Here is a 25,938-nt window from a genome sequence, read left to right as displayed (position 1 = left end):
ACCCCACCACCTGCCCGGTGCGGCTGCCGCCGCCGCTGCTGCCGGTGATGGCGTTGAAGGTGGCGGCGAACTGGTACTTGCTCTGCGAGGTGCCGCTGCAGGAGTCGGAGAGGGTGCCGTTGCTCGCACAGGCCACGTCGCGGCCGAGTGCCCAGTAGGCCAGCTCCTGGATGCCGTTGGCCTTGGCGAAGCTCTCCAGGTTGGCGGCGTCGCCGGTGGTGAAGACCTCGTTGGTGGAGTCGTTGACGCCGATCATCGGGGTGTTGCCCTCCATCGCCCACAGCTGGGCCGAGGACTTGCCGGACCAGATCTGGCCGAGCTGGCCGTGCAGGGCGTTGGCGGCGGAGATCGCGGCCTGGCCCATCTCGACGGTGGGGCCGTAGTCCATGGTCATGATGTTGACCAGGTTGACATTGGTGCCGTGCGAGGCCGCGTTGTTGAGCAGGCTCATCGAGTTGCCGAGCAGGCCGGTGGTGTCGACCGGCAGGGTGTAGTCGACGCTCAGCGTGCGGCCCTTGCCGGCGTAGTAGGACTGCAGGTTGGCCAGTGCCTGGTTCCGGCGGTCGTTGGCGGCCGTGTCGTCCAGGGTGGCGCCCTCCACGTCCAGGTCGACCCGGGTGAGGTTGAGGGTGTCGATCACCCGCTGGTACTGGGCCTGCAGCGAGGAGACCGAGGTGCAGGCCTGGGCCAGCTCGGTGCCGGCGGCTCCGCCGAAGGAGACGATCACGTCGCCGCCGGCGGCCCGCAGCTGGTTGATCGCGCCGGTCCAGCCGGCGTCGCCGATCGCGGTGGAGCCGTTGAAGGTCGCGTTGCAGCCGCCGCCGTCGATGACGAAGGCGAGCGTGTAGTACTTGTCGCCGGTGGCGGCCTGGGCCGCGGCGATGGCGCCGGGGGAGTTCCAGGTCTCCACGTAGGGCGCGGCGTACTGGGCCGGGAAGCCGGGGCCGGGGTTGGCCGCGGCCTGCGCCTGTGGGGCGGCCAGCAGCACGGCGGAGGCGGCGGTGAGCAGGAGGGCGGACGGTACGCAGGCATGCCGAAGGCGCATGGCAACTCCAGTGGGGGATGGCCGGGGGCGGCGGGCGACGGCCGGATCGGCGGGGGGCGGCGCGGCCGAGCAGCCCGGAGTCAAACCGATCCGGTGACGGGGTGTCAAGTAGTCAGGAGACTGCCTCCGCCGACGGAGCGTGACCTTCCGGAGCGCCAGGCAGGGGGCCACGGGCCCCTGACCTCTGCGTTCAACAAGTGATCACAGGAGAGCGTTCTCTCAGATTCTCACAAGCGGAATGCGAGTCATCAGATCCGTATCGCTCCACGTTGTTGCGGAAGTCCTGATTGGTTTAGACCAAATCTGGTCCACACTCTTGACGGTGCCATGACTTCAAGACTTCAATCGGTTCTCCCCACTTCGCGACCCCGGAGGACCACCCATGCCTCAACCACAGCGCGGCCGCCCGTGGCGCCTCGCCACCACCGTGGCTCTGCTCCAACTCGCCGCCGGGCTCGCCGCCCTGGCCCCCGCGGCCAACGCCGCAGCCGCGCCCGCCGGCAGCACCGAGGTCGCGGCCGCCGGCGCCACCGGGCAGGTGGTGGGGTACGGGGGTCTGTGTCTGGACGACCGGTCGGCGTCGTCGGCGAACTTCAACCCGGTCCAGGTGTACACCTGCAACGGGACGAACGCGCAGCAGTGGACGGTGGGTTCGGACAGCACGCTGCGGGTGCTGGGCAAGTGCCTGGACGTCAACGGCGGCGGCACCGCGGACGGCACCGCCGTCGACCTGTACGACTGCAACGGCACCGGCGCCCAGGTCTGGCAGCCCCAGGCCAACGGAACCCTGCTCAACCCGCAGTCCGGCAAGTGCCTGGACGACACCGGCTGGTCCACCACCCCCGGCACCCAGAGCCAGATCTGGACCTGCTCCACCAACGCCAACCAGCAATGGACCCTGCCCAGCGCCCCCGCCGCCAGCCCGTTCGGCCCGAACGTGCTGGTCTTCGACCCGTCCCAGTCGAGCGCGGCGATCCAGAGCCGGCTCGACCAGGTCTACAGCCAGCAGCAGTCCAACCAGTTCGGCGCGAGCCGCTACGCCGTGCTGTTCAAGCCCGGCAGCTACAACGTCAACGTCAACGTCGGCTTCTACACCCAGGTCCTGGGCCTGGGGCAGTCGCCGGACGACACCACCATCACCGGCGGCCTCAACGCCGACGCGCAGTGGAACGGCGGCAACGCGACCGAGAACTTCTGGCGCGGCGCCGAGAACCTCTCCGTCGCCCCGACCTCCGGCACCACCAAGTGGGCGGTCTCGCAGGCCGCTCCGCTGCGCCGGGTGCACCTGCGCGGCAACCTGGTGCTCGACGACAACGGCGGCTGGTCCAGCGGCGGCTTCCTCGGTAACGCCAAGGTGGACGGCCAGACCAACTCCGGCAGCCAGCAGCAGTGGCTGTCCCGCAACGACGAGTTCGGCAGCTGGACCGGCGCCAACTGGAACATGGTCTTCGTCGGCGACAGCGGCGCGCCCGGCCAGAGCTTCCCCAACCCGCCCTACACCACGCTCGGCCAGACCCCGACCAGCGTGGAGAAGCCCTACCTGACCGTCGACGCGGCCGGCGGCTACAGCGTCTTCGTCCCCAGCTCCCGGACGAACTCGCAGGGCACCGACTGGAGTTCCGGCCGGACCTCGGCCGGCAGCTCGCTGCCGCTGAGCAGCTTCTACGTCGCCACCCCGAGCGACAGCGCCGCCGGCCTCAACGCGGCGCTGGCCGCCGGCAAGAACCTGCTCTTCACCCCGGGCGTCTACCAGCTCTCCGACACCCTGCGGATCACCCGCCCCGACACCGTGGTGCTGGGCCTGGGCCTGGCCACTTTGGTGGCGAACAACGGCGTCACCGCGATCTCCACCGCCGACGTGGACGGCGTGCGGATCGCCGGCCTGATCGTGGACGCGGGCACCACCAACTCGCCCACGCTGGTGCAGATCGGCCCGGCCGGCGCGAGCGCGGGCCACGCGGCGGACCCGACCGTGCTCTCCGACGTCTTCTTCCGGGTCGGCGGCGCGGCCGTCGGCAAGGCGAGCCAGACGCTGCAGGTCAACGCGAACAACACGATCGGCGACGACCTGTGGCTGTGGCGCGCCGACCACGGGAGCGGCGTCGGCTGGACCAGCAACACCGCCGCCACCGGCCTGGTGGTCAACGGCGCGAATGTCACCATGTACGGACTGGCCGTCGAGCACTACCAGCAGTACCAGGTGCGGTGGAACGGCAACGGCGGCCGCACCTACTTCTACCAGTCCGAGCTGCCCTACGACCCGCCGAGCCAGGCCAGTTGGATGAACGGATCGAGCAACGGCTGGGCCTCCTACCAGGTCGCCCCAGGCGTGACCGACCACCAGGCCTGGGGGTTGGGCGTGTACTGCTACTTCAGTGCGAACCCGAGCACGGTGGCCGACCGCGCGATCGAGGTGCCCAACACGCCCGGCGTGAGCCTGCACGACAGCATGGACGTCTCGCTCGGCGGCACCGGCACCATCACCCACATCGTCAACTCCACCGGGGCGGCGGTGCGCAGGGGCTCCACGGTGGCCGACCTGACCAGCTACCCGTGACGGCCGGTCTGGGCCTGAGCCAGGAGTACTGAGCGGGAACGGAGGTCCGGAGCTGGTCCGCGCCGAAACGACGGGGCGTAGTTCACCCGGTGGTGCCAACCGGTGCTGCCCGGCCAGATCCCCGCTGTGGTGCATCGGGGTGGCTGAATCCCGGTGCGAGGTTTCCGGTCGTCAGCCGCGGGTTCGCATACGTTTGCGGCAACCGGGAAGGCCACAGGTGGCGTCTCTGGTGTGACGACGTCGGTGAATCCCGGTGAAGGGGGAGGACATGACTGTTCTGGGGTGGATCGTGCTGGGCCTGCTGGCCGGGGCGATCGCCAAGCTGCTGCTGCCCGGCCGCGACCCGGGCGGGGTGATCATCACCGCGCTGATCGGGGTGGCCGGCTCGTTCGTCGGCGGCTGGCTCTCCGCGCACCTGCTGCACCGGTCGATCTCCCGGCACTTCTTCGACCTGCCGACCTGGGGCGCCGCCATCGGGGGCGCGCTGGTGCTGCTGATCGCCTACCGCCTGCTCTTCGGCAACTCCAGCCGCTGACGGCATTGCGCGAGCCGCTGGCGGCTTCACGCGGGACCGGGTCGACCCCGGTCCCGCGTTCTGCTTTCCCGGGGTCGGCCGGACCGGCCCCGACATCCGGGCCCCGGCGTTCCGGTTGCCGCCGCGTGCGCGTACCCCGACCGCACCGCGCACCGGTGAGCGTCCGACCGGGCGTGCACACGGCATTGACGCCCGCCTGACAAGTCTGGTTTCCTCTGAGCACGGCGCAGCGCCTCCCGGACCAGGACTCAGCACCCCTTGCCCCCCAGGCCAGTTGGCGATGCCGGATGATCTCCTCCGCGCCACCGGCCGTGGCAGCACCCTGCCCTCGAGCCGGATCCTCCGGCGTGTTCACCGCTCTCGTACTACCTGATCGACCGTGCCGCCTACCCCAACGGCGCGGCCCCATCGCGAGAGGAATTCCCCCACCATGGGCAAGTCCATGTTCCGCGGCACCACCCGCGCCACCCTGACCGGTGTCGCCGCCCTCTCCCTGGCGGCGGGCGCGCTGCTGGCCGCCGTGCCCCAGGCCTCGGCCCAGTCGGCCCCCGCGGGTGCCGACGCCTCGACCGGCGCCGCGCGCCACGGCGTCATGACGACGGTCGAGCAGGCCGCCGCCGCCCGCGCCCACCACGCGCTGAGCAGCGCCAACACCCTCAGCTACGGCGGGGGCATCGGCGGGGTCGGCGTCATCGACGGCCACTCGAAGGTGTACCTCATCTTCTACGGTACCCAGTGGGGCACCCAGAGCACCGACAGCGGCGGCAACGCCACCTTCAGCGGTGACCCCTCGCACGTCGCGGCCACCACGCAGAAGATGTTCAAGGGCATCGGCACCGGCAACGAGAAGTGGTCCGCGGACCTGACCCAGTGGTGCGACGGCAGCGGCGTGAGCAGGGGCGCGACCAAGTGCCCGTCCACCGCCAGCTTCGTGCCCTACCAGACGGGTGGCGTGCTCTCCGGCGTCTGGTACGACAACTCGGCCGCCTCGCCCAGCTCGGCCTCCGGCCACCAGCTCGGGCAGGAGGCGGTCAAGGCGGCGGCCCACTTCGGCAACACCACGGCCGCGTCCAACCGGCACACCTACTACGTGGTCCTCTCCCCGCACAACACGAACCCGGACGGCTACTTCAACAACTACTGCGCCTGGCACGACTACACCGGCGACAGCACGCTGAGCGGTGGCGCGGTGAGCTCGCCGTACGGCCCGCTCGCCTTCAGCAACCAGCCCTACAACACCGACATGGGCGCCAGCTGCGGCGTCGGCTTCGTCAACTCGCCCGGCACGCTGGACGGGTGGACGATGACCCTGGGCCACGAGTGGCACGAGACGATGTCGGACCAGTTCCCGGCGGGCGGCTGGACCAACGCCTCCAGCGGCGCGGAGAACTCCGACGAGTGCGCCTGGATCGCGGCCGGCCAGGCGGGCGGCGCCGCCAACGTGGCGATGGGCACCGGCACCTTCACCGAGCAGGCCAGCTGGTCGAACGACACCAACTCCTGCGCGATCACCCACGCCATCCTGCACTGACGCACCGGCAGGACCCGCTGCCCGGCGGCTTCGACCCCACCAGGGTCGAAGCCGCCGGGCAGCGGCGCACCCGCTCCGCCCCGTTCGGCGCCGTTCGGCCGGTCACTCCCGCAGGCTGAACCGGGCGGCGGGCGGGGCGGCCGCGTCGACGGGCAGGGCGAGCAGCGCGCCGGAGGGTGCCGCCGGGTCGGCGAGTCCGAGGCGGGCGGTGGTGACGAACAGGCGGCCGCCTTCGGGGGCCAGGCAGACCGAGGTGGGCTGCGGCACGGGCAGCTGCAGCACGGCCGAGCAGGTGCCGTCGGGGTCGAAGCGGTGGACCGCCGCACCGCCCCAGACGGCCACCCAGAGGCGGCCGTCGGTGTCGACCGTCATCCCGTCGGGCGAGCTGCCGTCGGCGAAGCGCGCGAACTCCGTGAGCGGGCCCAGTTTGCCGTCCTGGTCCAGGGCGGCCCGGTGGATCACCCCCGCCGTGCTGTCGGCCACGTACAGCACCCGGCCGTCCGGGCTGAAGGCCGGGCCGTTGACGATGGTCAGACCGGTCAGCACCCTGGTCACGGTGCCGTCGGCATCGGTGCGGTACAGCGAGCCGGCCCCGGGCGTGCCGTCGTAGGGCATGCTGCCGGCCCAGAAGCGCCCGTGCGGGTCGCAGACGCCGTCGTTCATCCGCATCGGGGTCGCGGCCTGCTCCTCCGGGCGGGCCAGCCACTCGGCGCCGCCGTCGGGGGCCAGCAGCGCGATGCCGGTGCCGGCCGCCGCGATCCAGTGCCCGGGGCGGTCGGCGATCGGTGCGACGGCACCCAACGGGACGTCGAGGCGCAGCAGTTCCCGCGCGGCGCGGTCCCGGACCTCGAACAGCCGGCCGGTCAGGATGTCGGTGAATACGAGCCGTCCGTCGACCCAGCGGGGTCCTTCGGCCAGCTCGTAGGCGCCGTCGGCCCAGATCTCGGGCATGGGGTACTCCGATCGTCGGTTGTCGGTCACCGCAGGGTAGTGCCGATCGGGCCGTCCGGCCGGGCGGGTTCGTCCCGGATCGGTGGCGGTGGTGCTCACTCCCTCGCCTCGCCGGGCGGTGTCGCCGATCAACTGGCGGACGTCGCCGACGGCCTGGGCGAGCAGCGCCCGCACGGCCTGCTCGGCCGCCGCCGGGTCCTGCGCCCGCACCGCCGCCAGCACCGCCCGGTGGGCGGGCACGGCGTCGACCGGGTGGTCGGAACCGTGCACCAGGTGGTCGCGCACCCGCAGTCCGGCCTCGATCACCACCTCCATCCTGGTGAGCAGCTCGTTGTGCGCGGCGGCGAGCAGGGCGCGGTGGAAGAGCAGGTCGGCCTCGACCATGGCATGCGCGTCCCGACCGGCCGCCGCCATCGCCGCCAACGCGCTGTCCAGGGCGGCCAGATCGTGCGCGTCGCGCCGCTCGGCGGCCAGCCGCGCGCCGGCCGGCTCGACGATGCCGCGGACCTCGGCGAGGTTGTCCAGGAAGCCCTCGTCCACCGCGCCGCGCCCCTGCCACTGCAGCAGGTCGCTGTCGAGCAGGCGCCAGGCGGCGCGCGGGCGGACGTAGGTGCCGCGCTTCTGCCGCGATTCGATCAGGCCCTTGGCCGCGAGCACCCGCAGGGCCTCGCGCACCACGGTCCTGCTGACGCCGAGTTCGCTCTCCAACTGCTCCGGGTGGAGCAGGCAGCCCTCGGGGTAGCCGCCGTTGACTATCCGTTCGCCGATGATCTCGACGGCCTGGCCGTGCAGGCCCCGGGTCGGTTGCCTCATCGCTGCTTCCCTTCGGGCCGGTCAGGCGGACGCTTTGAGGACGGACCAGCCGCCGTCCACCACCAGGGTCGTCTCGTGCGCGGGCCCGACCACCACCCGGTAGGCGTTGCTGTGCAGCACGTCCAGGCGCCCGTAGCGGCTGCGGACGTGCTCGGCGAGCTGCTCCCAGACCGCGGCGGAACCGACGTCGCCGTGCCGGTACTCGGCCCGGCCGCCCGCGCGCTCGATCGTCGCCACCACCCGTCGGCCGGCCTCGTCGTCCAGGTCGACGGCGATCACCGCCGCCCCCTCGCTCGCGAGCCGGTGCGCGGTGGCCGCGCCGATCCCGCTGGCGGCACCGGTGATCAGGGCGACGCGGTCCTGGAACCGCCGACAGGTCTGCTCGGGCATGGGGCCACCGTAGTGCTTGGCATTATTGATGAAAAGATCTTGACGGTGTCCTGCCCAGTGCAGCAGGCTTCCGGCCCGGGAGGGTGGGCCGACCTCCTCCGGCGCCCCTGCGCGACCCCCACCGCGAAGGGGCGCCGTCGCGTTCGTGGCACCTCGGCGGTCCGGTCCGTGAACCCGATGTCACATCAGATTGCCGAGCAGACAGGAAAGTTGACTGTCGATCCCGCTGGTCGGAAGGGTGCGCCGCTCTCTTGACAGGTCTATACCAGTAGCGCTTTAGTCGGCTCAGGCGCCGCGTCGCACCGACGCCGCCCCCGGTCCCGCCCCACTCGGGTCCGGGCACGGCTTGTCGCCCCCTGCTCCGGTGCTGCCCCCACCTGCCCGCGCATGAAGGAGTGACCCCACCATGTCCGTCAAGCGTCTCGTGGCTCTACTGACCGCACTGGCGGCGGCCTTCGCGGCCTCGCTGGTGCTGTTGTCCGGCTCGGCCTCGGCCGCCGACTGCGCCGCGCCGTGGAGTTCGTCCGCGGTCTACACCGGCGGGATGACCGCCTCGTACAACAGCCATAACTGGTCCGCCAAGTGGTGGACCCAGAACGACACCCCCGGCGGCGCCGTAGGCGTCTGGGCCGACCAGGGCGGCTGCGGCACCGGTGGTGGTACCGGCGGCGGCACCGGCGGGTCGGGCTCCTGCGCCTACCCGAACTGGGGGGCCGGCCAGAGCTACACCGCCGGGCAGATCGTCAACTACCCGGCCAACGGCCAGCTCTACCAGGCCTCGCACGACAACCCGGGCTACGACCCGACGATCAGCACCTGGTACTGGAGCCCGTACAGCTGCACCGGCGGTGGCGGCACCACGCCGCCCCCGAGCAGCGGATTCCCGGTCAGCGAGGCCCAGTTCAATCAGATGTTCCCGAACCGGAACTCCTTCTACAGCTACAGCGGCCTGACCGCCGCCCTCAGCGCCTATCCCGCCTTCGCCACCACCGGCGGCAGCACGGTGGCCGCCCAGGAGGCAGCCGCCTTCCTGGCCAACGTGAGCCACGAGACCGGCGGCCTGGTCTACATCACCGAGATCGACAAGTCCGGCAACTACTGTGCCAGCGAACCCTACGGCTGCCCGGCCGGCACCTACGCCTACTACGGCCGCGGCCCGATGCAGCTCAGCTGGAACTTCAACTACAAGGCGGCCGGCGACGCCCTCGGCATCAACCTGCTGGCCAACCCGAGCCTGGTGGAGACCGACTCCGCCACCTCCTGGAAGACCGCGCTCTGGTACTGGAACACCCAGAACGGGCCGGGCACCATGACCGCGCACAACGCGATGGTGAACGGCGCCGGCTTCGGTGAGACGATCCGCAGCATCAACGGCAGCATCGAGTGCAACGGCGGCAACCCGGCCGAGGTCCAGGACCGGGTCAACGCCTACCAGCGCTTCACCCAGCTGCTGGGCGTCCCGGCGGGGAACAACCTGAGCTGCTGACGTACCGTCAGAGCGTGCTGGCCCGCTGCCGATCCGGCAGCGGGCCGGCATGCAGGTGCCCAGGCCCGCGCTACTGCGCGAGCGCCGGGCGTCCGGTGCGGACGCGCTGGGTGAGGAAGAGGGCCGCACGGTCCAGTGCCTCGTCCGCCTCGTCCAGCCGGCCGGCGAAGGCCTGGAACACGTGCGGCACGTCGGCGGTGACGTCCAGGATCACGTCCACACCGGCCGCGCGGGCCCGCGCGGCGAGGCGGGTGGCGTCGTCCAGCAGGATCTCGTTGCTGCCCACCTGGATCAGCAGGGGCGGGAAGCCGGTCAGGTCCGCGAGCACGGCCGGGCTGAGCAGGGGCTGGCGGGGGTCGGCTCCGGCCAGGTACATCGCCCCGGTGTGTTCGAGGGCCGCGCGGGTGAAGACCGGGTCGATGCCTTCCTTGGTCTCCATGCTCTCGCCCGTGCGGGTGGCGTCGAGGCCCGGGGAGAACGCCAGCACGGCGGCGGGCAGCGGCAGGCCCGCGTCGCGGGCGGCGAGGCAGGTGGTGACGGCGAGGCCGCCCCCGGCCGAGTCGCCGGCGAACGCGAGGGCCGAGGGGTCCGTGCCGCGGTCGAGGAGGTCGCGGTAGGCGCGCAGGGTGTCCTCGATCGCAGCCGGGAACGGGTGCTCTGGGGCCAGCCGGTAGTCCACCGAGTGGGCGGTCAGGCCGGTCCTGGCCACGAGGTGTCCGGTCAGCGACAGGGCGGTCTCGGGGGAGCCGAAGACGAAGCCGCCGCCGTGGAAGTACAGGATCGCCCCGGCGCGTGGCTCGTGCTCCGGCTCGACGCGCAGCGCCGGCCGGCCGCCGAGCGTCGTCGGGCTGGTGCGGATGGTGTCGGGCACGCTCATCCCGGCCATCAGGGCCCTGAAACCGGCGCGCAACTCCTCGACCGACCGGGGGCCCGCCCGGCGCGGCTGCCGCAGCATCGCGTCGACCTGGGCGCGTTGTTCCCTGCTCATGGCTGTGCTCCTGCCGTAGGTAGCTTCCCGTACACTATATGCCATGGAATCTAAATCGAGCGGTGGGTCGGTCGACCTCCCGGGCTTCTTCGCCGACCTGGTCCGGTGCGAGACGCGGCTGTACAACGCCCTCAACGACCGCCTCCGCGAGCGGCACGGGATCGTCACCTCGCAGTTCGAGTTCCTGCGCCACCTGCGCGCCCACCCCGGATCCCGGGTGGCCGACCTGGCCGCCGAGTTCGCCATCGGCGTCGGGGCGACCAGCAAGGGCGTCGACCGGCTGGAGAAGCGGGGATGGGTGGTCCGGCAGCCGAATCCGGCCGACCGACGGTCCTCCCTGCTGGACCTGACCGACGAGGGTGCGCGGCTGGCCGACGCGGCGGCGCGGACCGTGACGCGTGAACTCGCCGCGCTGATCGGTGGCACGCTCGACGGCCCGGCGGTCGCGGCCGCCGCCCGCGTCTTCGCCGAACTGCGCGCCGTGCTCGAGCGCGACCAGGTCGGCATGCCCACGGGGTGATCGGCGCCACGGCTGTTCGGAGCGAGCAGGTAAGGTGCTGCCAGCGATTTGATCTCTTACCTAGTGGGGGCGTCATGGCGGTGGCGGGAATCGGTGAGCTGGTGGGCTCGTGGATCGACGGCTGGGTGGTGTCGCGCGGCGCCGCGGATCCGGTCGCGCAGCCGTGGGGCTGGACCATCGACGTCGGGCAGACCGGCCAGCTCGCGCGGCATGTGCTGCCGGAGCCGACCGAGCAGGTGGTCCGCGCCCTCGCCGCCGGCACCAGCGCGCCCGGGACCTGGCTCAAGCTGTTCGCCGAGGACGCGGAGGTCCGGCCCTGGCTCGGACCGCACTGGCAGCTGATCGCGCCCGGCTACCTGATGACCTGTCGGCTGGCACCCGAGCGGCCGGCGGTCCCGGCCGGCTACCGGGTGACCAACTGGAGCCGGGGCGGCGTCACCCGGGTGCTGGTGCGCACCGCGGACGGGCAGTTCGCGGCCCGCGGGCAGATCGCCCTGGGGGCGACCGACGCCGCGATCGCCGTCGCGGACCAGATCAGCACCGCCCCCGAGCACCGCAGGCGCGGCCTCGGCGCCCTGGTGATGCGCACCCTGCAGGACGCGGCCCACCAGGCCGGCGCCCGCACCGGCGTGCTGGTCGGCACCGCCGAGGGCCGCGAGCTCTACCACTCGCTCGGCTGGACCACCCGCTCGCCGATGGCGAGCCTCTGCTACCAGGCGGAGGCGGAGGCGCAGGCGTAGCGGGGGGGAGGCGGAGGTGCAGGCGTAGCGGGGGTAGAGCGGAGCCTGCTGCGGGCGTCGCAGGGCTGCCGCCGGGCGGACCCGGAGCGCACTCCCGAGCCCCGCCAGGCCTCCGCGGCACCGGCGACCTGCGGGAACCGGGGGGCGCGAATCTGACGCTGGTTCGGACACGGCCCGTGTGGTGAGATGTGCGTTCACGGTCAACGAACGGCTCAGTCGGGGGTGCGGTGTGCTGAGGAGCGAATGGCTGCTCGCGCTGGACGAGGACGCGGTGGGGCTCGCCGCCGTGGGCCTGGTGCGGCTCGCGGGCGCGGCGTACGGGGGCGGGGCGGCGGGGGCACGCGCCTTCGCCGAGAGCTGGCTGGTCCTGGGCGGGCCGCAGGCCACGGGGTTGCGGGTGCGGCCGCTTCCGGTGCTGCGGGCGCTGGCCCACTGGACCGCCGAACTGCTGCTGGAAGTGCACTACGGGGACAGCCCCGAGGTGCTGGAACGGCTGGGCCGCCGGTGCACCGAGGCCGGTGAGGAAGCCCGCTGCGCGGGGGCCCCGCACCCGGCCGAGCCCGTCGCGCTGGCCCTGGTCTGGCACGCGGTCCAGGCGCGGTCGGCCGAGGACGGCGGCGAGCACCACCGGCGGATCCACGAGCGGTGCGAGGCCTACCTGCGCGACCAGCACCGCCACCAGGACACCCTGGCCCTGGCGCTGGCCGGCGCCCAGCTGGCCGCCGACACGCTGCTGGAGCTCGGCACCTGGGACGTCGCGCTGGCCGAGCGGGCCGCGCGGTCGATGCCGGTGGCCGTGCCCGCGCCGCGCTGGGTGCCCGCCTGCCCGCACCTGTCGGCGGACTGAGCCCCGGCGGGGGCTGGTACCAGGGCCCGTCCCTACCAGCCCCCGCCGGGTGGCTTCAGAGCCGGCGCAGCGCGCCCTCCGCGCGCAGATCGGCCAGGGTCGGGTAGCCGTCCACCGCCATGAGCAGGTCGGCCTCGGCGAGCAGTGCGCGCAGCACGTGGACGATCCCGTCGGTGCCCTCCAGTGCGAGCCCGTAGGCGTAGGGGCGGCCGACGCCGACCGCGGTGGCGCCCAGGGCGAGCGCCTTGACCACGTCGGCGCCGCTGCGCACCCCGGAGTCGAAGAGCACCGGCAGGCCGTCCGCGGCCGCCACCACGCCCGGCAGCGCGTCCAGCGCGGGCAGGCCGCCGTTGGCCTGGCGGCCGCCGTGGTTGGAGCAGTAGATGCCGTCCACCCCGCCGTCCTTGGCCCGGCGCACGTCCTCGGGGTGGCAGATGCCCTTGAGGACGATCGGCAGGTCGGTCAGCGACCGCAGCCACGGCAGGTCGTCCCAGGTGAGCGGGTTGCCGAAGACCTGCGTCCACTCCAGCACCGCCGCCCCCGGGTCCTCCTCGGGCGCCTTGGCCAGCCGGGCCCGGAAGACCGGGTCGGAGGTGTAGTTCGCCAGGCAGTGCCCGCGCAGCTGGGGAAAGTTGGCGCCGGCCAGGTCGCGCGGGCGCCAGCCGGTGATCCAGGTGTCCAGGGTGACCACGACGGCCTTGAACCCGGCCGCCTCGGCCCGGTGCACCAGGCTCTCGGCGAGTGCCCGGTCGGTCGGCGTGTAGAGCTGGAAGAAACCGGGCGTGCCGCCGAACTCGGCCGCCACCTGCTCCAGCGGGTCCACGGTCAGGGTGGAGGCGACCATCGGCACCCCGGTGCGCGCCGCCGCCCGGGCGGTGGCCAGGTCGCCGTGCCCGTCCTGGGCGCACAGCCCGATCACCCCGACCGGCGCCATGAACAGCGGCGAGGGCAGCCGCAGCCCGAACAGGTCCACCGACAGGTCGCGCCGGGCCGCGCCGACCATCATCCGAGGCACCAGCCCCCAGTTCTGGAAGGCGGCGACGTTGGCCCGCTGGGTGGCCTCGTCCCCGGCGCCGCCGACCACGTAGGAGAGCACGGACGGGGGCAGCGCGGCCTGGGCCCGGGACTCCAGTTCGGCGTAGGTCATCGGCATCGTCGGCAGCACACCGCCCAGGCCGAGGAAGTAGATCTCGTTCTGGTACGCCCCGAACTGCACCGCGGGGTTCACGTCCATCGAGCGCCGCGCCCTTCCGTCCGCCGTCCGTCCGGGACCGTCCCGTTCTCCGGCAGCCCATACGGTGCCAGAGAACGGCCCAGGGCATAACCCGGCCCCGGGACTTGGTGGTCCCGGGGCCGGGCGGTGGTCAGGACCGGGCCAGGCCGGCTCAGGGCTGGCTCACCAGGGTGGCGGCGACCACCGAGTCGCGCGCCGTCGGGCTGCTCGGCGCGGGGGAGAAGGCGACCTTGGCCGTCCCGGAGCAGGGGAGCGTGATGCTGGTCGGCAGCGGCAGCGGGGCGTAGAAGTTGTTGAGCACGCCGATCAGTTGCACCGTGCCGGTGGCCGACCCGGCGACGCTGACCACCAGGCTGGTGCCCGCGCTGCCGGTGTAGCCGCCCGTGGTCGCGCTGGGCACCACGGTGTCGGCCTCGATGTACTGGCCGGCCAGCGGGTGGCCGGTCTGGCCCGGGGTGATCGGGCCGAAGCACCCCATCTCGATGGCGGCGCCGACGGACTTGCCGTTGACCAGGCCCTGGAAGCCCATGCCGGGACGGACGGGGATCGGGTCCTGAACGGGAGTCAGCGCGGCGGCGGGCTGCACGGCGGTGGCGGCGAGCAGCAGGCCGGCCGCGGTGGCGGTGGCGGCGCTGGTGAGCAGACGGGCACGGGCCATGGGAGTCTCCTTGCACGGCGAGCGGGCGGGGAAGGCGCCGGAACGGCGGGGAAGGCGCTGTTCGACGTGGAGCGCGTGCGGTGGGGCCGTGACTGTGCAGCCGGAAAGCTAGTGGCCCCCTGCCGCGAGAGCAAGGGGGCCACCGTGAACTACGGGCGAACGCAAGCGAGCTGAGGGTCCGTCAACTGGTCGGGATACAGCAGTCAGCCCAATCGGCCGATGTGGGCCAGGGCCCGCTTGAGCAGCACGCCCTGCCCGCCCGGCATGTCCGTCTGGACCAGCGGCGACGAGGCTTCCTCGGGGCTGAACCAGACCAGGTCCAACGCGTCCTGGCGCGGGCGGCAGTCGCCGGAGACCGGGACCACGTAGGCGAGCGAGACGGCGTGCTGGCGCGGGTCGTGGAACTCGGTGATGCCCAGGGTCGGGAAGTACTCGGCGACGGTGAACGGCTGAAGCGAGGCGGGGATCCGCGGCAGCGCGACCGGCCCGAGGTCCTTCTCCAGGTGGCGCAGCAGCGCGTCCCGGATCCGCTCGTGGTGCAGCACCCGCCCGGACACCAGGGTCCGGCTGACCGTCCCGTCCGGCCCGATCCGCAGCAGCAGGCCGACCTGGGTCACCTCCCCCGTCTCGTCCACCCGCACCGGTACCGCCTCGACGTACAGGATCGGCATCCTGCCCCGGGTGGTCTCCAGTTCCTCGGGAGCGAGCCAGCCGGGCGTGGTTTCCGTGGTGTCGGCCATTGGGCGATCTTACGTCCTCGGGCCCCGCACCGGGAGTGATCCGGCACGGGGTGTCATCCGAAGCGGCGTCAGCTGCACGCGGTGGTGATGCGTCAGCTACGCGGCGTGGTGATGCGTCAGCTGCGCGCGGTGGCGCCCGGCAGGGAGGTCGGGGCGGCGGTGCTCCAGTTCTTGATCGGCCACTCCTGCTGGTACGTCAGGAACGGACACGTGGAGGGTTGCCTTCGATCGGAGGGCGACGGGAGCGGCGCGCAGGGCGGTACGGTCCGAACCGTGTTTCTGGACAGGGGAGTTCTGAGACTCCCGTCTCAGCGCGAAGTTCCCGCGCACCGCCTCCGACCGCCCTCGCGGCATCAGCGTGTGCGACTCTGTTGGGAACAGGGGATGATTCGCCGAACGGCGGTCGTCACGAGTCTTCCTGTATAGGCAACTGTGCCTCCGATCGGGGGTACGGTCTGGCCGAACGGGGAACGCCCGGTGACGGCCTCGTGAAACATCCGGCGCCCGGGTGCCCGGTGCCGTTCACCCGTGTTCCGGGGCCGGACCGTCGCGCTACATTGCCGGACGGCCGCTCGCCGCAACCCTCCCTCTCCCCGGAGCCTTGCCATGACCGTCGCCCCGCCGTCCTCTGCCCGAAGCCACCCGCATCCGCAAAGCCGCCTGCGCAGGAGCCTGTTGGCCCGCGCCGTGGCCCTGGCCGCCACCGCCGCCACGGTGCTGCTCGCCCTCCCCGCCCCCGGCCCGGCGTACGCCGCCGCCCCTGCCGTCGCCGTCGCCGCCACTGCCGCCGGGCAGACCGGCCCGCAGTTGGCCGCCTCCTGGACCGGCCCGCTCAGCACCCGGGGCCGCTACATCGTGGACGCCGCCGGTGCCCGGTTCAAGCTCAAGGGCGGCAACTGGTCAGGTGCGCAGGGCACTTGGGAGGGCAGCGGGGACGCCGGCGACCCGGCGACCAACCAGGCCGGCCAGGTGTCGCACAACATCCCGCTCGGCCTGGACCGCGCCCCGCTGAGCGAGATCCTGCGCGGCTTCCACGGCCTGGGCCTGAACGCGATCCGGCTGCCCTTCGCCAACGCGCTGATCCACGACACCGGCACCGTGCCCGACGCGGCCGTGGCCGCCAACCCACAACTGCGCGGCCTGACCCCGCTCCAGGTCTACGACGCGGTGGTGGCCGCGCTGACCGGCGACGGCTTCGCGGTCATCCTCAACAACCACACCACCAGCTACCGGTTCTGCTGCGGACTGGACGGCAACGAGCGCTGGAACAGCGGCCAGAGCACCCAGCAGTGGGAGGCCGACTGGCTGTTCATAGTGAACCGGTACAAGGCCGACAAGCGCGTGGTCGGCGCCGACCTGCGCAACGAGGTGCGCCGGGACACCTGGGACAACCCCAACTGGGGCTGGTACGACAGCCACGACGAGTACGCCGCCTTCGAGGAGGCCGGAAACCAGATCCTGCAGGCCGACCCGGACATGCTGGTCATCATGGAGGGCATCAACTGGGAGGGCATCCCGTCCGCCCTGTTCAGCCACGACCGGCCGATGCTCACCCCGGTCGCCACCCTCTCCAACACCCTGATCCAGTCGGACAAGCTGGTCTACTCCGCGCACTTCTACGCCTACACCGGCCCTGCCAACACGGGCGCCGGCAGCGGGGCGGGTGCCACCAGCGACCCGCGCTACGAGGACTTCACACCTGAGCAACTGGCCCAAGTGGTCAACCAGGAAGCCCTGTTCGTCACCCAGTCGGGCCAGCACTTCACCGCCCCGGTCTGGGTGAGCGAGTTCGGCGCGGCCGGGCGCGGCTCCACCGACAGCAAGGAGCAGGCCTGGTTCGACCACTTCACCGACATCCTCGTGAAGAACGACACCGACTTCGCGATCTGGCCGCTGGTCGGCTGGACAGACGGCAACGGCAACCCGCAGGACAACTGGGCCATGCTCTCCTACGACGCCACCGGCAGGCAGCTCGGCGTCCAGGATCCGGGCGACTGGCGCGCCGCCGACTGGAACAAGCTGGTCGACGCGCCCTCCTACACCGGCCAGGTGGCGCCGGTGAACCACTGGAACATGCTCGACCTGGACCACGCCGACTACAACGCCTCCGCCACCATGCTCGGCCGCGGCGACTGGTCCCCGGGCAACCGCAAGGGCAACTGCCCCGACACCGAGCGCCTGGTCGGCCTGGGCCGCAGCGACAGCCGCGGCCTGTGCACCGACGCCGACCAACCGGGCACCGGCGGCAGGGCGTTCACCACCGTCACCGACGAGCGCTACGTCACCGAGGGTGACTGGGCGGGCGGCTACAACAAGCTGCAGTGCCCGGACAACACCTTCGCCGTCGGCTACAGCGTGAACGGCAACGCGATGGCCGCGCTGCTCTGCGCCCCGGCCAACCGTTCGCTGCCCACCGGCGGCCACGACGTCTGGTTCGACCACGGTGACAACCGTCCCGCCACCGGCGGCTCCACGGCCAGCGACTGGGCCCCCGGCTACTACAAGGGCCAGTGCGCCGACAACGAGTACGTCGCCGGCGTCGCCTACACCTGGCGCTGGCTCCAGTACGGCGTCCCGGACGCGCTGCTCTGCCGACCGCTGAACTGACGGGACGTCAGTTCTCGTTTGGCGCGGGAACAGCAGTCCCCGCGCCGCCCGCCCTCGACTGTCGGTCACACGGGCACGGCNNGCCGTGCCCGTGTGACCGACCCGACTCCTGCCGCTCTCCGTCCGGCAGTTGAGGCCCCGAGCTGGCCGGCGGGCTCAGTCGCCGTTCGCCAGCAGCCGGTCGAGGTAGCCGACCAGCAGGTCCTTGAGCTGTTCGGTCAGCTCCGGGACCAGTTCCTCCGGCGACTCCACCAGCAGCGGCAGCACACCCTTGTAGGCGGCCAGCGTCACGGATGCGCCCAGTTGCAGGCGCTCGCTCGGCAGTTGGGGGGCGTAGAGGGTGAGCAGCGCCGCGATCCGGGCGTGGGTGCGGGCCATCAGGGGCTGCTGCAGGTCCATGATGTGCCCGGGCGCGTTGCCGCCGATGAACAGGGCCAGGCAGGCCGGGTGGGCCCGGTGGAAGTCGACGATCGGCGGGAGCGAGGCGCCCAGCGCCTGTTCCAGGGTGACCGCGGTCGGATCCACCACGGCGAAGGGTGTCAGCAGTTCGTCCAGGCTGTCCGCATAGGACTCGGCGAGCGCGGCCGCGATGGCGTCCTTGTTCGGGAAGTACTGGTACAGCGAGCCCGGTGAGACGCCGGCCCGGGCGGCGATGGCGTTGGTCGTGGTGGCGGAGTAGCCGGACTCGGCGAAGACGTGGCCCGCGGCCTCCAGCAACTGGGCGATCCGCCGCTCCCCGCGGGCCTGACGCCGCTTCGGGCCGGCCTCGGACGCGTCGGCGGCCTGATCGGGGGTCGGAGCCTCGCCAGGGGTGGGTGTCTGGGCTCGGGTGGTCTCGGTGCTCACCCTGCCGATGGTAGGCGCGTTGACGAATGCGAGCAATCACTCGTAATCTCCGTAGCGGGATATGCGAGCAAAGGCTCGCGTTTCTGGCAGCCCCGCCATGGCTCGTTCCGACTCATGCTCCCGCCATGCCCACTCGCCCACGCTCAGGGGGACACCCATGTCCGCAACCGTCGAAACCGTCAGTGCGGCACCCACTGACGCCACATCAGCCGCCCGGGCCCCCGGCCGCGGCTGGACCCTCGGCATCGTCTCGATCGCCACCTTCATGCTGATGCTCGACCTCACCGTGGTGAACGTCGCGCTGCCCGACCTGCGCAACTCGCTGCACGCCGACTTCTCCGGCCTGCAGTGGGTGCTGGACGCCTACGCCCTCACCCTCGCCGCCTTCCTGCTCACCGGCGGCTCACTGGCCGACCGGCTCGGCCGCAAGCGGGTCTTCGTGGCCGGCTTCGCCGTCTTCACCGCCGCCTCGCTCGCCTGCGGCGCGGCCACCGACGTGCTGGCGCTCAACCTGGCCCGCGGCGTCCAGGGTGTCGGCGCGGCCGTGCTGTTCGCGGTCGGCCCGGCGCTGCTGGGCCACGAGTTCCGGGGCAAGGACCGGGCCAAGGCCTTCGGCGTCTTCGGCGGCGTCTCGGGCTTGGCCATCGCCTTCGGCCCGCTCATCGGCGGCGCGCTGACCAGCGGGGTCGGCTGGCGCTGGATCTTCCTGGTCAACGTCCCGATCGGGGTGGCCGCGATCGCGCTGAGCCTGCTGCGGATCCGCGAGTCGCGCGAGCCGGCCGCGCACCGGATCGACTGGAGCGGCCTGGTCCTGTTCTCCGTCGCGCTCGGTGCCCTGGTGCTCGGCTTCCTGCGCGGCGAGGCCCAGGGCTGGACCAGCCCGCTGATCCTCTCCCTGTTCGCCGCCGCGGCACTGCTGCTCGCGGTCTTCGTCCTGGTCGAGCGGCGGCTCGGCGCGGCCGCGATGCTCGACCTCTCGCTCTTCCGCAACCGCACCTTCAACGGGATCTCGGCCGCCACGCTGCTCGCCAACGCGGCCGGGATGGCCTCGATCTTCCTGGAGGTCTCCTACGTCCAGAACGTGCTCGGCGCCACGCCGTGGCAGGCCGGACTGCGCTTCCTGCCGCTGACCCTGGTGCTCTTCGTGGCCGCGGCCGTCACCGGCAGCCTGACCGTCGCCCTGCCGCCGCGCCTGCTGGTCGGCACGGCCTCCGCGTTCCTGGCCGGGGGCCTGCTGGCGATCCGGCTGGTCGACGTGCACAGCGGCTGGACCGCGATGCTGCCCAGCATGGTGCTGACCGGCATCGGGATGGGCATGTTCAACCCGCCGCGCGCCTCGATCTCGATCGGCGTGGCGGAACCGGCCCGGGCCGGCATGGCCGCCGGCATCGGCGAGACCTTCCAGCAGGTCGGCATCGCCATCGGCATCGCGGGCTTCGGCGCCCTGTTCCAGCACCGGGTCGGCGACACCTTCGCCGCCGCCGTCCCCGGAGCCACCACGGCCGCCCGCCAGGCCGTCGCCGCCGGTGCCGGCGACCAGGTCGCCCACGCTGCCGGCCCGCAGGCGGCCGCCGTCGCCGAGGCGGCCAGGGCAGCCTTCGTCCACGGCCTCACCGGCGTCCTCACCCTCTGCGCCGCAACGGCCGCCCTCGCCGCCGTCATCGCCTTCGCCACCCTGAGCCGCAAGGACCTGCACGAGAGCGCCCGGGGGTAACCGCGTTCAGCCCCGGTGACTTGGTCCAGGGAGAGAGTCAGCTCCGCCGTGGCCGGTCAGGCCCGACCACGGCGAGCCTCCACCGAGATGCTCCAACAGCTCGTCATGACGGAACTGGTAGGCGCGGGCGGCGGTGCGCAGCAGTTCCTCGCGGTGGGCCCACTCCAGGAATGCGGTGAGGCGCCAGGGCAGCAGGCGCCCCCGGGCGATCAGCAACATCCCGGCGTAGACCCGGCTGGCCTCTGCCACGAACCCGAGCCCCGCCGCGAGCCCGGCGCTGACGGCGGTGGCGACAGCCAGCGGCACCGGGACGGACAGGGCCGGCGTGAGCGTCGCCCACAGCGCCAGGCCCGCGACCAGACTGCCCGCGATCAGCCCCGCCCTGAGGTCACGCCGCACGGCGGTGGCCGGAGTGGCCAACCCACTGAAGTCGGGGTCCGGCAGTCCGCCCGGATCGGACCCGTCCCGCTGCCGGACGGCGATACCCCGGCGGACCGCCAGGATCAGCCCGAGAGCCCCCGCGCCCCACCCGCAGGCCAGACCGCCGACCGCACCGAATCGGTGGGCCGCCACACCGCCGAGCAGGGCCGTGACCGCGCCGATGAGGCCGCCGGTCCGCTGCGCGGTGTACTCGTCGACGTCCCGGCGGACCGCGACGGCGAAGCCGGTTCCGAAGACAAAGGCGAAGCCGGCGCCGAAACTGACGGCGAACGGCCACGGGAAGCAGTATGCGTCCGCAAGCGCCAGCAGGCCCCCCAGGAGCAGGCCACGCCCTGCTCGGCGCCGACCCAGCGGGGTGCGCAGACTCCGGAGGTTGATGTCGCGCGGTTGCACCCACCGGCCGTGCACGCTGCGGATCGAAATCGCGGGCAGCGCGGTGAGCAGGGCCAGTAGCCCCAGACCCGGAAACGGCAGGTAGTGCTTTGTCAGCAGCGCCAGCAACAGGCAGGTGTAGAGCGGCAACCAGCAGGCTGCAGTCAGCGCTGCGGCTGCCAGGCGCGGGGCCTGGTCGCCGCAGATCGGCCAGAGGCGGTGCGGCACGATGTCCCGCCGGGACCGGGGCTGCTCCGGTTGGGTCGGCAGCCCCTCGACGTACAGGAAGCGGGCGATGGTCGACAGCCAGTTTTGCACCGCCTGCTGGGTGAAGGCTCGCGGGCGGTCGCTGCTTCCCTCGACCCTGGCCGGGACCAACTGGCTGACCAGCAGCGTCCGCAGCCCGCGCACCGCCTCCTCGGACCGGGGCAGGTCGGCGGTGAAGGCCCGCAACGCCGCGGCACCGGCCCGGCTTCGGGACACGGCAGCGAGCAGGCTCAGCATCCAGGGGCTGTCCAGTGCCATGGCGAAGGCGGATTCGGCGTGGTGCAACCCGGCCAGCACCCTGGTCTCCCTCAGCAGGTCGAGGTCGGCCTGGTGCGCCGTCAGGTACTCCTCGGCAGCCGCGGGGCTCACCTTCTCCAAGGCCACCGTTGCGGCCCCGCGCAGCCAAGCGTCCTGTGCCGCCAGCTCTCGGAAAGCCTCCTGACGGCAGGTCAGCACCACCGGGTGCGGGTAGTCCGTCAGCTTGTCCAGCGCCGCCCGGGCCCGCAGGTGCAGTGCGGCGGCGGTGTCCATCTCGTCCAGGCCGTCAAGGACCGGGACGAGCCGCTCGGTGGTGACCAGTGCGCGCACCAGCTCGGGGTCGATGCCCTCGTACTGCTGTGCGACCACCCCGGTCAACCAGTCCAGGAATGGAGCTGTCGGGTCCCAGCTCGCGATGCCGGTGAAGAAGGCCAACGGGTTCGACCGGTCGCCGAGCAACCGGTTCGCCAACTCCAGAGCCAGCAGGCTCTTGCCGGAACCGGGCGGCCCGGTGATGACCAAGCGCTGCGGGCTGAGCGGCAGGAAGTACTCCAGCACTCCGGTGAAGCTCCCGGTCGGCGCGCTGCGTGCGGGGCGGAGCCGGCCCGGTAGTAGGTGGAATGGCACGTCGATGGCGGAGCCCGACCCGGCGCCGCCGAGTGCTCGACGGCGCCGGTCGCGCAGGTCCTCGGCGAAGGCGCGCCGGAGCTTCTCTTCCGCGGCGGACAGCTCTCGCGGCGCACCGGTCGGTCGGCGTCCACGGCGCCCGAGCAACAGCAGCATCGCGGCGAACACGCCGGCCGTCCCGCTGGCCCGGGCCGGGAGCATCGTGCTCCCGACGGCGAGGTGCTGACCGAGCAGTGGCCACGCAGCGACTGCAAGGCCGAGCAGCAGCAGACCCGTCAGCGCTTGCAGCCCGACCCGCCGCGACCGGGCTGTGGACGTGGTTCCGGCTGCTGATGGGGGCGCTGACGGGTCCTTGGTGAAGACGACGGCTGCTGCCTCCGCTGCCGCCTCGGGAGCCGCTGGCTGGATGCCGTGGATCAGCAAGGCGTCGACGAAGGGCAGTTGCTTCGCCCCGTGTCCCAAGAACTGCTCGATCCTGATCGCCGCCAGCCGGTCGTGCCCCGAACCCCGCGGTTCCAGGTGCGAGACGTCCCGCGTCAGCACGCCGACGAGCAGGCCGCCGGACCACACAGCGGCGCCTGAGGCACCCGGCCAGCGCGACTGGCCCGGTGCGCCGAACGATGCGTCCTCGCGCCGCACCTTGATCGAGAAGAGCCCGCGCGCGTCGTCCAGCGGCTCCACGCTACCCCTGCGTTCCACTCGGCTGTCGCGGAACGAGCGCCCGGCCTTGAAGCGGGGAAAACAGAGGAAGGCGCACTCGGCCTCAGTCTCGGGCAGTTGCCCGAGCCGTACCGGCGGGACCCTGGGCGCGGCCCACTCCGGGTCGGTGATCCGCAACAGGGCGAGGTCGTCCTGCCGGTTCCTCTCGACGTCGACGGGCTCGGTGGGCCACAGCAGGGCGGCACCGAACCTGGCGGTGTCGCGCAGCCGACTGACCCGCAGGTCCGGCTGGCCGCCCAGCGGCCGGACTACGTGATAGGCGGTGAGTACCAGCTGATCAGCTATCAGGAACCCGCTGCCGTACTCGTCACCGTTCTTGATTTCCACGGCCCGGGAACTCGCCACCGCCTGACCGCGCGCCGCTCCGCCTGCCGTCGCCCAAAGCTCCACCACGCGGTGTCATCCGCCCCCGAGTCTCCGCTCCTGGCTCAGTCGACTGCGGGCTTCCAGGTGTCCGAGATCACCAGGTCCTGGCCCGTGCTCTCGTCCACGGGCTGGAGGGTGAGTTTGATCCGGTGCACACGGTCGGAGCTGGCGCCGCCGCGGGCCTCCGCGCTCCACGGCAGGACCAGGACCTTGGCCCGGCCGGACGCCTCCTTCTTCACCTCCACCGAGAACTCCAGCTCCACCGGGCCGGTGCGGAACTTCACGTCCTCGTCCTGGCCGGCCGCCATTGCCTGGCGAAGTTCGCTGCGAATCGCGCTGATCGTCTCGCCCAATTCGGCCCATGGCTCCTGAGACACGCGTTCCCCCTAGCGTCCTGTCTGCTGATGCACAGTCAGCTTAGGGCGGTGTCGGTCGGCTTGTGTAGGGTGCGGCCAGCATACGGTGGTGGTCGCCAGGGTGAGGCAGACCGCAGTCGCCCGTCAGGTTTTGCCGTGGAGGAGCGTCATGTCGTTGGTACGGGTCCACAACTTCTCGATCTCGTTGGATGGTTATGCCACCGGCGACGGGCAGACCATGGAGGCGCCGTTCGGGCACGCCGGGATGCGGCTGATGGAGTGGTTCGGCGGCACCAAGACGTTCCGGACGATGAGCGGCAGGGAAGGCGGCAGCCTCGGGGTGGAGAACGGACTGGCCTCCGCCTGGGGGCCGGGGATCGGCGCGGAGATCATGGGGCGGAACAAGTTCGGCCCGCAGCGCGGCCCGTGGACTGACGAGGAGTGGCGCGGCTGGTGGGGTGACAACCCGCCTTTCCACACCCCGGTTTTCGTCCTCACCCACCACCCCCGCCCGTCGATCGAGATGGAGGGTGGCACCACCTTCCACTTCATCGACGCCTCCCCCGAGGAGGCCCTGCGCCAGGCCCGCAAGGCCGCCGGCGACCTGGACGTGCGGATCGGCGGCGGCCCCACCGTGGTGCGGGAGTTCCTGGCCGGCGACCTGATCGACTACCTGCACCTGGCCGTGGTCCCGATCGTGCTGGGGCGCGGGGTGCGCCTGTGGGACGGACTGGAAGGGCTGGAGGAGCGCTTCGTGGTGGAGTCGACCACCGCGCCCAGCGGGGTCACCCACCTGACGTTCAGTCGGCGATAGTGCCTGACGGAAAGTCAGCTGTGCCTCCGGGCAGGCCGACCGGTGGGCCGAAGGGCGCGAGCTCGGCCCCGGTCGGCGCCTGGACGAGCGGCAGGTAGGACTTGATCTCCCGGGTGACCGGCGCGGTGCCCCAGCCGCCGGAGCGGTTGGCGCGTGGGGGAGGGGGAGGAGGTCAGCCGGGGCGCTCCCAGGTGACCAGCGGCGACTTGTACAGCGTCCGGACCTTCTCCCCGTCGAGCCAGGCCGACAGGCGCTCGGCTTCTGCCGCCAGCGCGGTCCGAGCGGCTGCGCCCGGGTCGGTCGGGACGACCAGCTCCACCCGGCCGGCCTCGTCCTGGACGTAGGAGCCGATGATCCGCCCGTCCCACCAGGCGGTGGTGCCGCAGTTGCCGGACCGGTCGAAGACGCCCGGCGCGAAGTCGGGTGGCAGGTAGAAGTCGCGCTCCTTCCAGCCGAGCGCGGTCGCGTCGAGGGCGGGCAGCAGGGCCGCCCACGGTTCGACGGGCGGTTCGGGGTCGAGGTCGTCGGGCAGGACCCAGCCGGTCTGCTCGCGCTCCAGTCGCACCTGGACCGCCGCCAGGTCGGCCAGGGCTTGGCGCACCGCGCCCTTCGTCGCGCCGAACCACCACACCAGGTCCCGTTCCGTCACCGGCCCGAAGGCACCCAGGTAGGCGGCGACCAGCTCGGCGTAGCCCTCGCGCGCGCCGGACGGTCGAGCCGGGGCGCCCAGCCACTCGTCCATCCTGGTCCACAGCGGCCGGGTGATCCGCCAGTGCCCGGCACTGCGGCCGCGCACCAGCTCGCCGCAGGCCGACAGCCAGGCCAGCACCCGTGGCGTCACGTGCAGCACCTGGCCGTACGGCTTGCCCTCGTACAGGGACAGCTGGCCGGCCAACTCGTCAAGCTCCTCGCGCAGTTGCGTGGCACTCAGCTCGGCGCCGCCGGCCAGCCGCCCCAGCACCGCCGCCCGGGCGGCGGCCAGCCAGCGCACGGCGTCGTCCGTGATCTGCTGGCCTTCGAGATCGGTGACCAGCCGGCCGTACTCCTGCTCCGCGACCCGGGCGGCGGCGCTGCCGAGCGCGGCCGGCAGTTGCTCGCGGGGGAAGACGAACAGGGTGCGCCGCATCGCGAGCTGCTTGACCAGCGACCGCGACTCGAACAGGGCCTCGTCCAGGTCCGGGCGGGTGAAGGAGTCGACCCTGGCGAACAGGGAGAGGTAGGGCGTGGCCGGCTCGGTGGCGTGCAACACCGCCACCGCCCGGGTCCCCGCCACCGCGTCCGCCACCCGGTGCTGCGGCGCGAGCGCGTGCCGCCTGGCGAGGCGGGCCCTGCGCTCCGTGTCGTCGATCAGTCGCACGCCGCTGCTGGTCCTTCCGTCGGTCGCCGCCGGGCTGGTTCCCGGAGCGTAGCCCGAGGCACATCCTGCTGATCCAGCAGCACTGCTGACCCGGCAACATTTTCCCTCCCCCTTCCCTTCCCCTCCCCTCCCTCTTCCCTCCCCCTTTCCGTTCCTCG

20 protein-coding genes and 2 pseudogenes are annotated in these 25,938 nt (G+C 72.4%); 10 read left to right on the top strand and 12 right to left on the bottom strand.

Features of this window, described 5'->3' with window-relative positions:
• A partial coding sequence (locus tag C7C46_RS28590) for a chitinase (RefSeq protein WP_110672826.1) occupies positions 1 to 1,045 on the bottom strand: 1,045 nt, incomplete at its 3' end.
• Between the two features lie 382 nt (positions 1,046 to 1,427).
• Between C7C46_RS28590 and C7C46_RS28585 the strand changes: the two genes are divergently transcribed.
• The 3 genes from C7C46_RS28585 to C7C46_RS28575 all read left to right on the top strand — a co-directional run bounded on the left by C7C46_RS28585 (position 1,428) and on the right by C7C46_RS28575 (position 5,668).
• A complete protein-coding gene (locus C7C46_RS28585; RefSeq protein ID WP_110672825.1) occupies positions 1,428 to 3,602 on the top strand; it encodes a ricin-type beta-trefoil lectin domain protein in 2,175 nt (724 codons plus the stop codon).
• Between the two features lie 268 nt (positions 3,603 to 3,870).
• The gene (locus C7C46_RS28580) at positions 3,871 to 4,137 is read left to right on the top strand and encodes a GlsB/YeaQ/YmgE family stress response membrane protein (RefSeq protein WP_110672824.1); all 267 of its coding nucleotides are present in this window, start codon (positions 3,871 to 3,873) and stop codon (positions 4,135 to 4,137) included.
• A gap of 430 nt (positions 4,138 to 4,567) precedes the next feature.
• Positions 4,568 to 5,668 carry a hypothetical protein gene (locus C7C46_RS28575; protein WP_220040712.1) on the top strand — a complete coding sequence of 367 codons (1,101 nt, stop codon included), beginning with the start codon at positions 4,568 to 4,570 and terminating at the stop codon, positions 5,666 to 5,668.
• A gap of 102 nt (positions 5,669 to 5,770) precedes the next feature.
• Here C7C46_RS28575 and C7C46_RS28570 read toward each other — a convergent pair.
• From C7C46_RS28570 to C7C46_RS28560, 3 genes and pseudogenes are all read right to left on the bottom strand, one after another.
• Positions 5,771 to 6,574 (bottom strand): annotated as a pseudogene (locus C7C46_RS28570) (SMP-30/gluconolactonase/LRE family protein); the annotation flags it as partial.
• A 144-nt stretch (positions 6,575 to 6,718) separates the two neighbouring features.
• Positions 6,719 to 7,432, bottom strand: a pseudogene (locus C7C46_RS28565) (FadR/GntR family transcriptional regulator); the annotation flags it as partial.
• A gap of 21 nt (positions 7,433 to 7,453) precedes the next feature.
• Entirely contained in the window at positions 7,454 to 7,822 is a 369-nt protein-coding gene (locus tag C7C46_RS28560) for an SDR family NAD(P)-dependent oxidoreductase (protein ID WP_110672823.1), read from the bottom strand.
• A gap of 406 nt (positions 7,823 to 8,228) precedes the next feature.
• Here C7C46_RS28560 and C7C46_RS28555 point away from each other — a divergent pair, with 406 nt between their 5' ends.
• Positions 8,229 to 9,308, top strand: coding sequence for a glycoside hydrolase family 19 protein (locus C7C46_RS28555; protein WP_110672822.1), 1,080 nt, complete (start codon positions 8,229 to 8,231; stop codon positions 9,306 to 9,308).
• A 70-nt stretch (positions 9,309 to 9,378) separates the two neighbouring features.
• On the opposite strand, the gene C7C46_RS28550 is transcribed toward C7C46_RS28555, so the two are convergent.
• On the bottom strand, positions 9,379 to 10,296 hold the full coding sequence (locus C7C46_RS28550; RefSeq protein ID WP_110672821.1) for an alpha/beta hydrolase: 918 nt from the start codon (positions 10,294 to 10,296) through the stop codon (positions 9,379 to 9,381).
• A gap of 43 nt (positions 10,297 to 10,339) precedes the next feature.
• On the opposite strand from C7C46_RS28550, the gene C7C46_RS28545 reads away from it, so the two are divergent.
• The 3 genes from C7C46_RS28545 (at position 10,340) to C7C46_RS28535 (ending at position 12,403) form a co-directional block, all read left to right on the top strand.
• A complete protein-coding gene (locus C7C46_RS28545; protein WP_110672820.1) occupies positions 10,340 to 10,816 on the top strand; it encodes a MarR family winged helix-turn-helix transcriptional regulator in 477 nt (158 codons plus the stop codon).
• 74 nt (positions 10,817 to 10,890) lie between these two features.
• A complete protein-coding gene (locus tag C7C46_RS28540) occupies positions 10,891 to 11,556 on the top strand; it encodes a GNAT family N-acetyltransferase (protein ID WP_110672819.1) in 666 nt (221 codons plus the stop codon).
• Positions 11,557 to 11,785: 229 nt separating this feature from the next.
• Entirely contained in the window at positions 11,786 to 12,403 is a 618-nt protein-coding gene (locus C7C46_RS28535) for a hypothetical protein (protein WP_110672818.1), read from the top strand.
• 55 nt (positions 12,404 to 12,458) lie between these two features.
• On the opposite strand, the gene C7C46_RS28530 is transcribed toward C7C46_RS28535, so the two are convergent.
• The 3 genes from C7C46_RS28530 to C7C46_RS28520 form a co-directional block, all read right to left on the bottom strand.
• A complete protein-coding gene (locus C7C46_RS28530; RefSeq protein WP_220040711.1) occupies positions 12,459 to 13,637 on the bottom strand; it encodes an alpha-hydroxy-acid oxidizing protein in 1,179 nt (392 codons plus the stop codon).
• Positions 13,638 to 13,788: 151 nt separating this feature from the next.
• Complete coding sequence (locus C7C46_RS28525) at positions 13,789 to 14,295, bottom strand: hypothetical protein (protein ID WP_110672817.1); 507 nt, start codon at positions 14,293 to 14,295, stop codon at positions 13,789 to 13,791.
• 203 nt (positions 14,296 to 14,498) lie between these two features.
• Positions 14,499 to 15,035, bottom strand: coding sequence for an NUDIX hydrolase family protein (locus tag C7C46_RS28520; protein WP_110672816.1), 537 nt, complete (start codon positions 15,033 to 15,035; stop codon positions 14,499 to 14,501).
• Positions 15,036 to 15,641: 606 nt separating this feature from the next.
• On the opposite strand from C7C46_RS28520, the gene C7C46_RS28515 reads away from it, so the two are divergent.
• The gene (locus C7C46_RS28515) at positions 15,642 to 17,642 is read left to right on the top strand and encodes a glycoside hydrolase family 5 protein (RefSeq protein ID WP_110672815.1); all 2,001 of its coding nucleotides are present in this window, start codon (positions 15,642 to 15,644) and stop codon (positions 17,640 to 17,642) included.
• A 156-nt stretch (positions 17,643 to 17,798) separates the two neighbouring features.
• Here the strand turns inward: C7C46_RS28515 and C7C46_RS28510 are convergent, their stop codons facing one another.
• Complete coding sequence (locus tag C7C46_RS28510) at positions 17,799 to 18,488, bottom strand: TetR/AcrR family transcriptional regulator (protein WP_181442587.1); 690 nt, start codon at positions 18,486 to 18,488, stop codon at positions 17,799 to 17,801.
• 157 nt (positions 18,489 to 18,645) lie between these two features.
• Here C7C46_RS28510 and C7C46_RS28505 point away from each other — a divergent pair, with 157 nt between their 5' ends.
• Positions 18,646 to 20,202: an MFS transporter gene (locus C7C46_RS28505; protein ID WP_245985105.1), complete on the top strand. Its 1,557-nt coding sequence runs from the start codon at positions 18,646 to 18,648 to the stop codon at positions 20,200 to 20,202.
• Positions 20,203 to 20,208: 6 nt separating this feature from the next.
• Here C7C46_RS28505 and C7C46_RS28500 read toward each other — a convergent pair whose 3' ends face one another.
• Entirely contained in the window at positions 20,209 to 23,214 is a 3,006-nt protein-coding gene (locus tag C7C46_RS28500; RefSeq protein ID WP_181442586.1) for a serine protease, read from the bottom strand.
• A gap of 101 nt (positions 23,215 to 23,315) precedes the next feature.
• Positions 23,316 to 23,630, bottom strand: a complete 315-nt coding sequence (locus C7C46_RS28495; RefSeq protein WP_110672812.1) for a trypco2 family protein — start codon at positions 23,628 to 23,630, stop codon at positions 23,316 to 23,318.
• A gap of 148 nt (positions 23,631 to 23,778) precedes the next feature.
• Here C7C46_RS28495 and C7C46_RS28490 point away from each other — a divergent pair, with 148 nt between their 5' ends.
• Positions 23,779 to 24,423 carry a dihydrofolate reductase family protein gene (locus C7C46_RS28490; protein WP_110672811.1) on the top strand — a complete coding sequence of 215 codons (645 nt, stop codon included), beginning with the start codon at positions 23,779 to 23,781 and terminating at the stop codon, positions 24,421 to 24,423.
• A 172-nt stretch (positions 24,424 to 24,595) separates the two neighbouring features.
• Here C7C46_RS28490 and C7C46_RS28485 read toward each other — a convergent pair whose 3' ends face one another.
• Positions 24,596 to 25,780 (bottom strand): winged helix DNA-binding domain-containing protein, encoded by a 1,185-nt coding sequence (locus C7C46_RS28485; protein WP_110672810.1) that lies wholly within the window; start codon positions 25,778 to 25,780, stop codon positions 24,596 to 24,598.
• Between the last annotated feature and the right edge of the window lie 158 nt (positions 25,781 to 25,938).

It is taken from the genome of Streptomyces tateyamensis, assembly GCF_003205575.1.
Taxonomy (GTDB): domain Bacteria; phylum Actinomycetota; class Actinomycetes; order Streptomycetales; family Streptomycetaceae; genus Kitasatospora; species Kitasatospora tateyamensis.
Note: the sequence above shows the minus strand (reverse complement) of the source record. Positions and strands in the feature narration are given on the sequence as shown.

Coding starts and splice junctions, on each gene's coding strand:
- C7C46_RS28490 (WP_110672811.1), top strand. CDS start 23,779: ATGTCGTTGGTACGGGTCCACAACTTCTCGATCTCGTTGGATGGTTAT.
- C7C46_RS28545 (WP_110672820.1), top strand. CDS start 10,340: ATGGAATCTAAATCGAGCGGTGGGTCGGTCGACCTCCCGGGCTTCTTC.
- C7C46_RS28525 (WP_110672817.1), bottom strand. CDS start 14,295: ATGGCCCGTGCCCGTCTGCTCACCAGCGCCGCCACCGCCACCGCGGCC.
- C7C46_RS28585 (WP_110672825.1), top strand. CDS start 1,428: ATGCCTCAACCACAGCGCGGCCGCCCGTGGCGCCTCGCCACCACCGTG.
- C7C46_RS28560 (WP_110672823.1), bottom strand. CDS start 7,822: ATGCCCGAGCAGACCTGTCGGCGGTTCCAGGACCGCGTCGCCCTGATC.
- C7C46_RS28530 (WP_220040711.1), bottom strand. CDS start 13,637: ATGGACGTGAACCCCGCGGTGCAGTTCGGGGCGTACCAGAACGAGATC.
- C7C46_RS28540 (WP_110672819.1), top strand. CDS start 10,891: ATGGCGGTGGCGGGAATCGGTGAGCTGGTGGGCTCGTGGATCGACGGC.
- C7C46_RS28520 (WP_110672816.1), bottom strand. CDS start 15,035: ATGGCCGACACCACGGAAACCACGCCCGGCTGGCTCGCTCCCGAGGAA.
- C7C46_RS28555 (WP_110672822.1), top strand. CDS start 8,229: ATGTCCGTCAAGCGTCTCGTGGCTCTACTGACCGCACTGGCGGCGGCC.
- C7C46_RS28580 (WP_110672824.1), top strand. CDS start 3,871: ATGACTGTTCTGGGGTGGATCGTGCTGGGCCTGCTGGCCGGGGCGATC.
- C7C46_RS28505 (WP_245985105.1), top strand. CDS start 18,646: ATGTCCGCAACCGTCGAAACCGTCAGTGCGGCACCCACTGACGCCACA.
- C7C46_RS28575 (WP_220040712.1), top strand. CDS start 4,568: ATGGGCAAGTCCATGTTCCGCGGCACCACCCGCGCCACCCTGACCGGT.
- C7C46_RS28550 (WP_110672821.1), bottom strand. CDS start 10,296: ATGAGCAGGGAACAACGCGCCCAGGTCGACGCGATGCTGCGGCAGCCG.
- C7C46_RS28515 (WP_110672815.1), top strand. CDS start 15,642: ATGACCGTCGCCCCGCCGTCCTCTGCCCGAAGCCACCCGCATCCGCAA.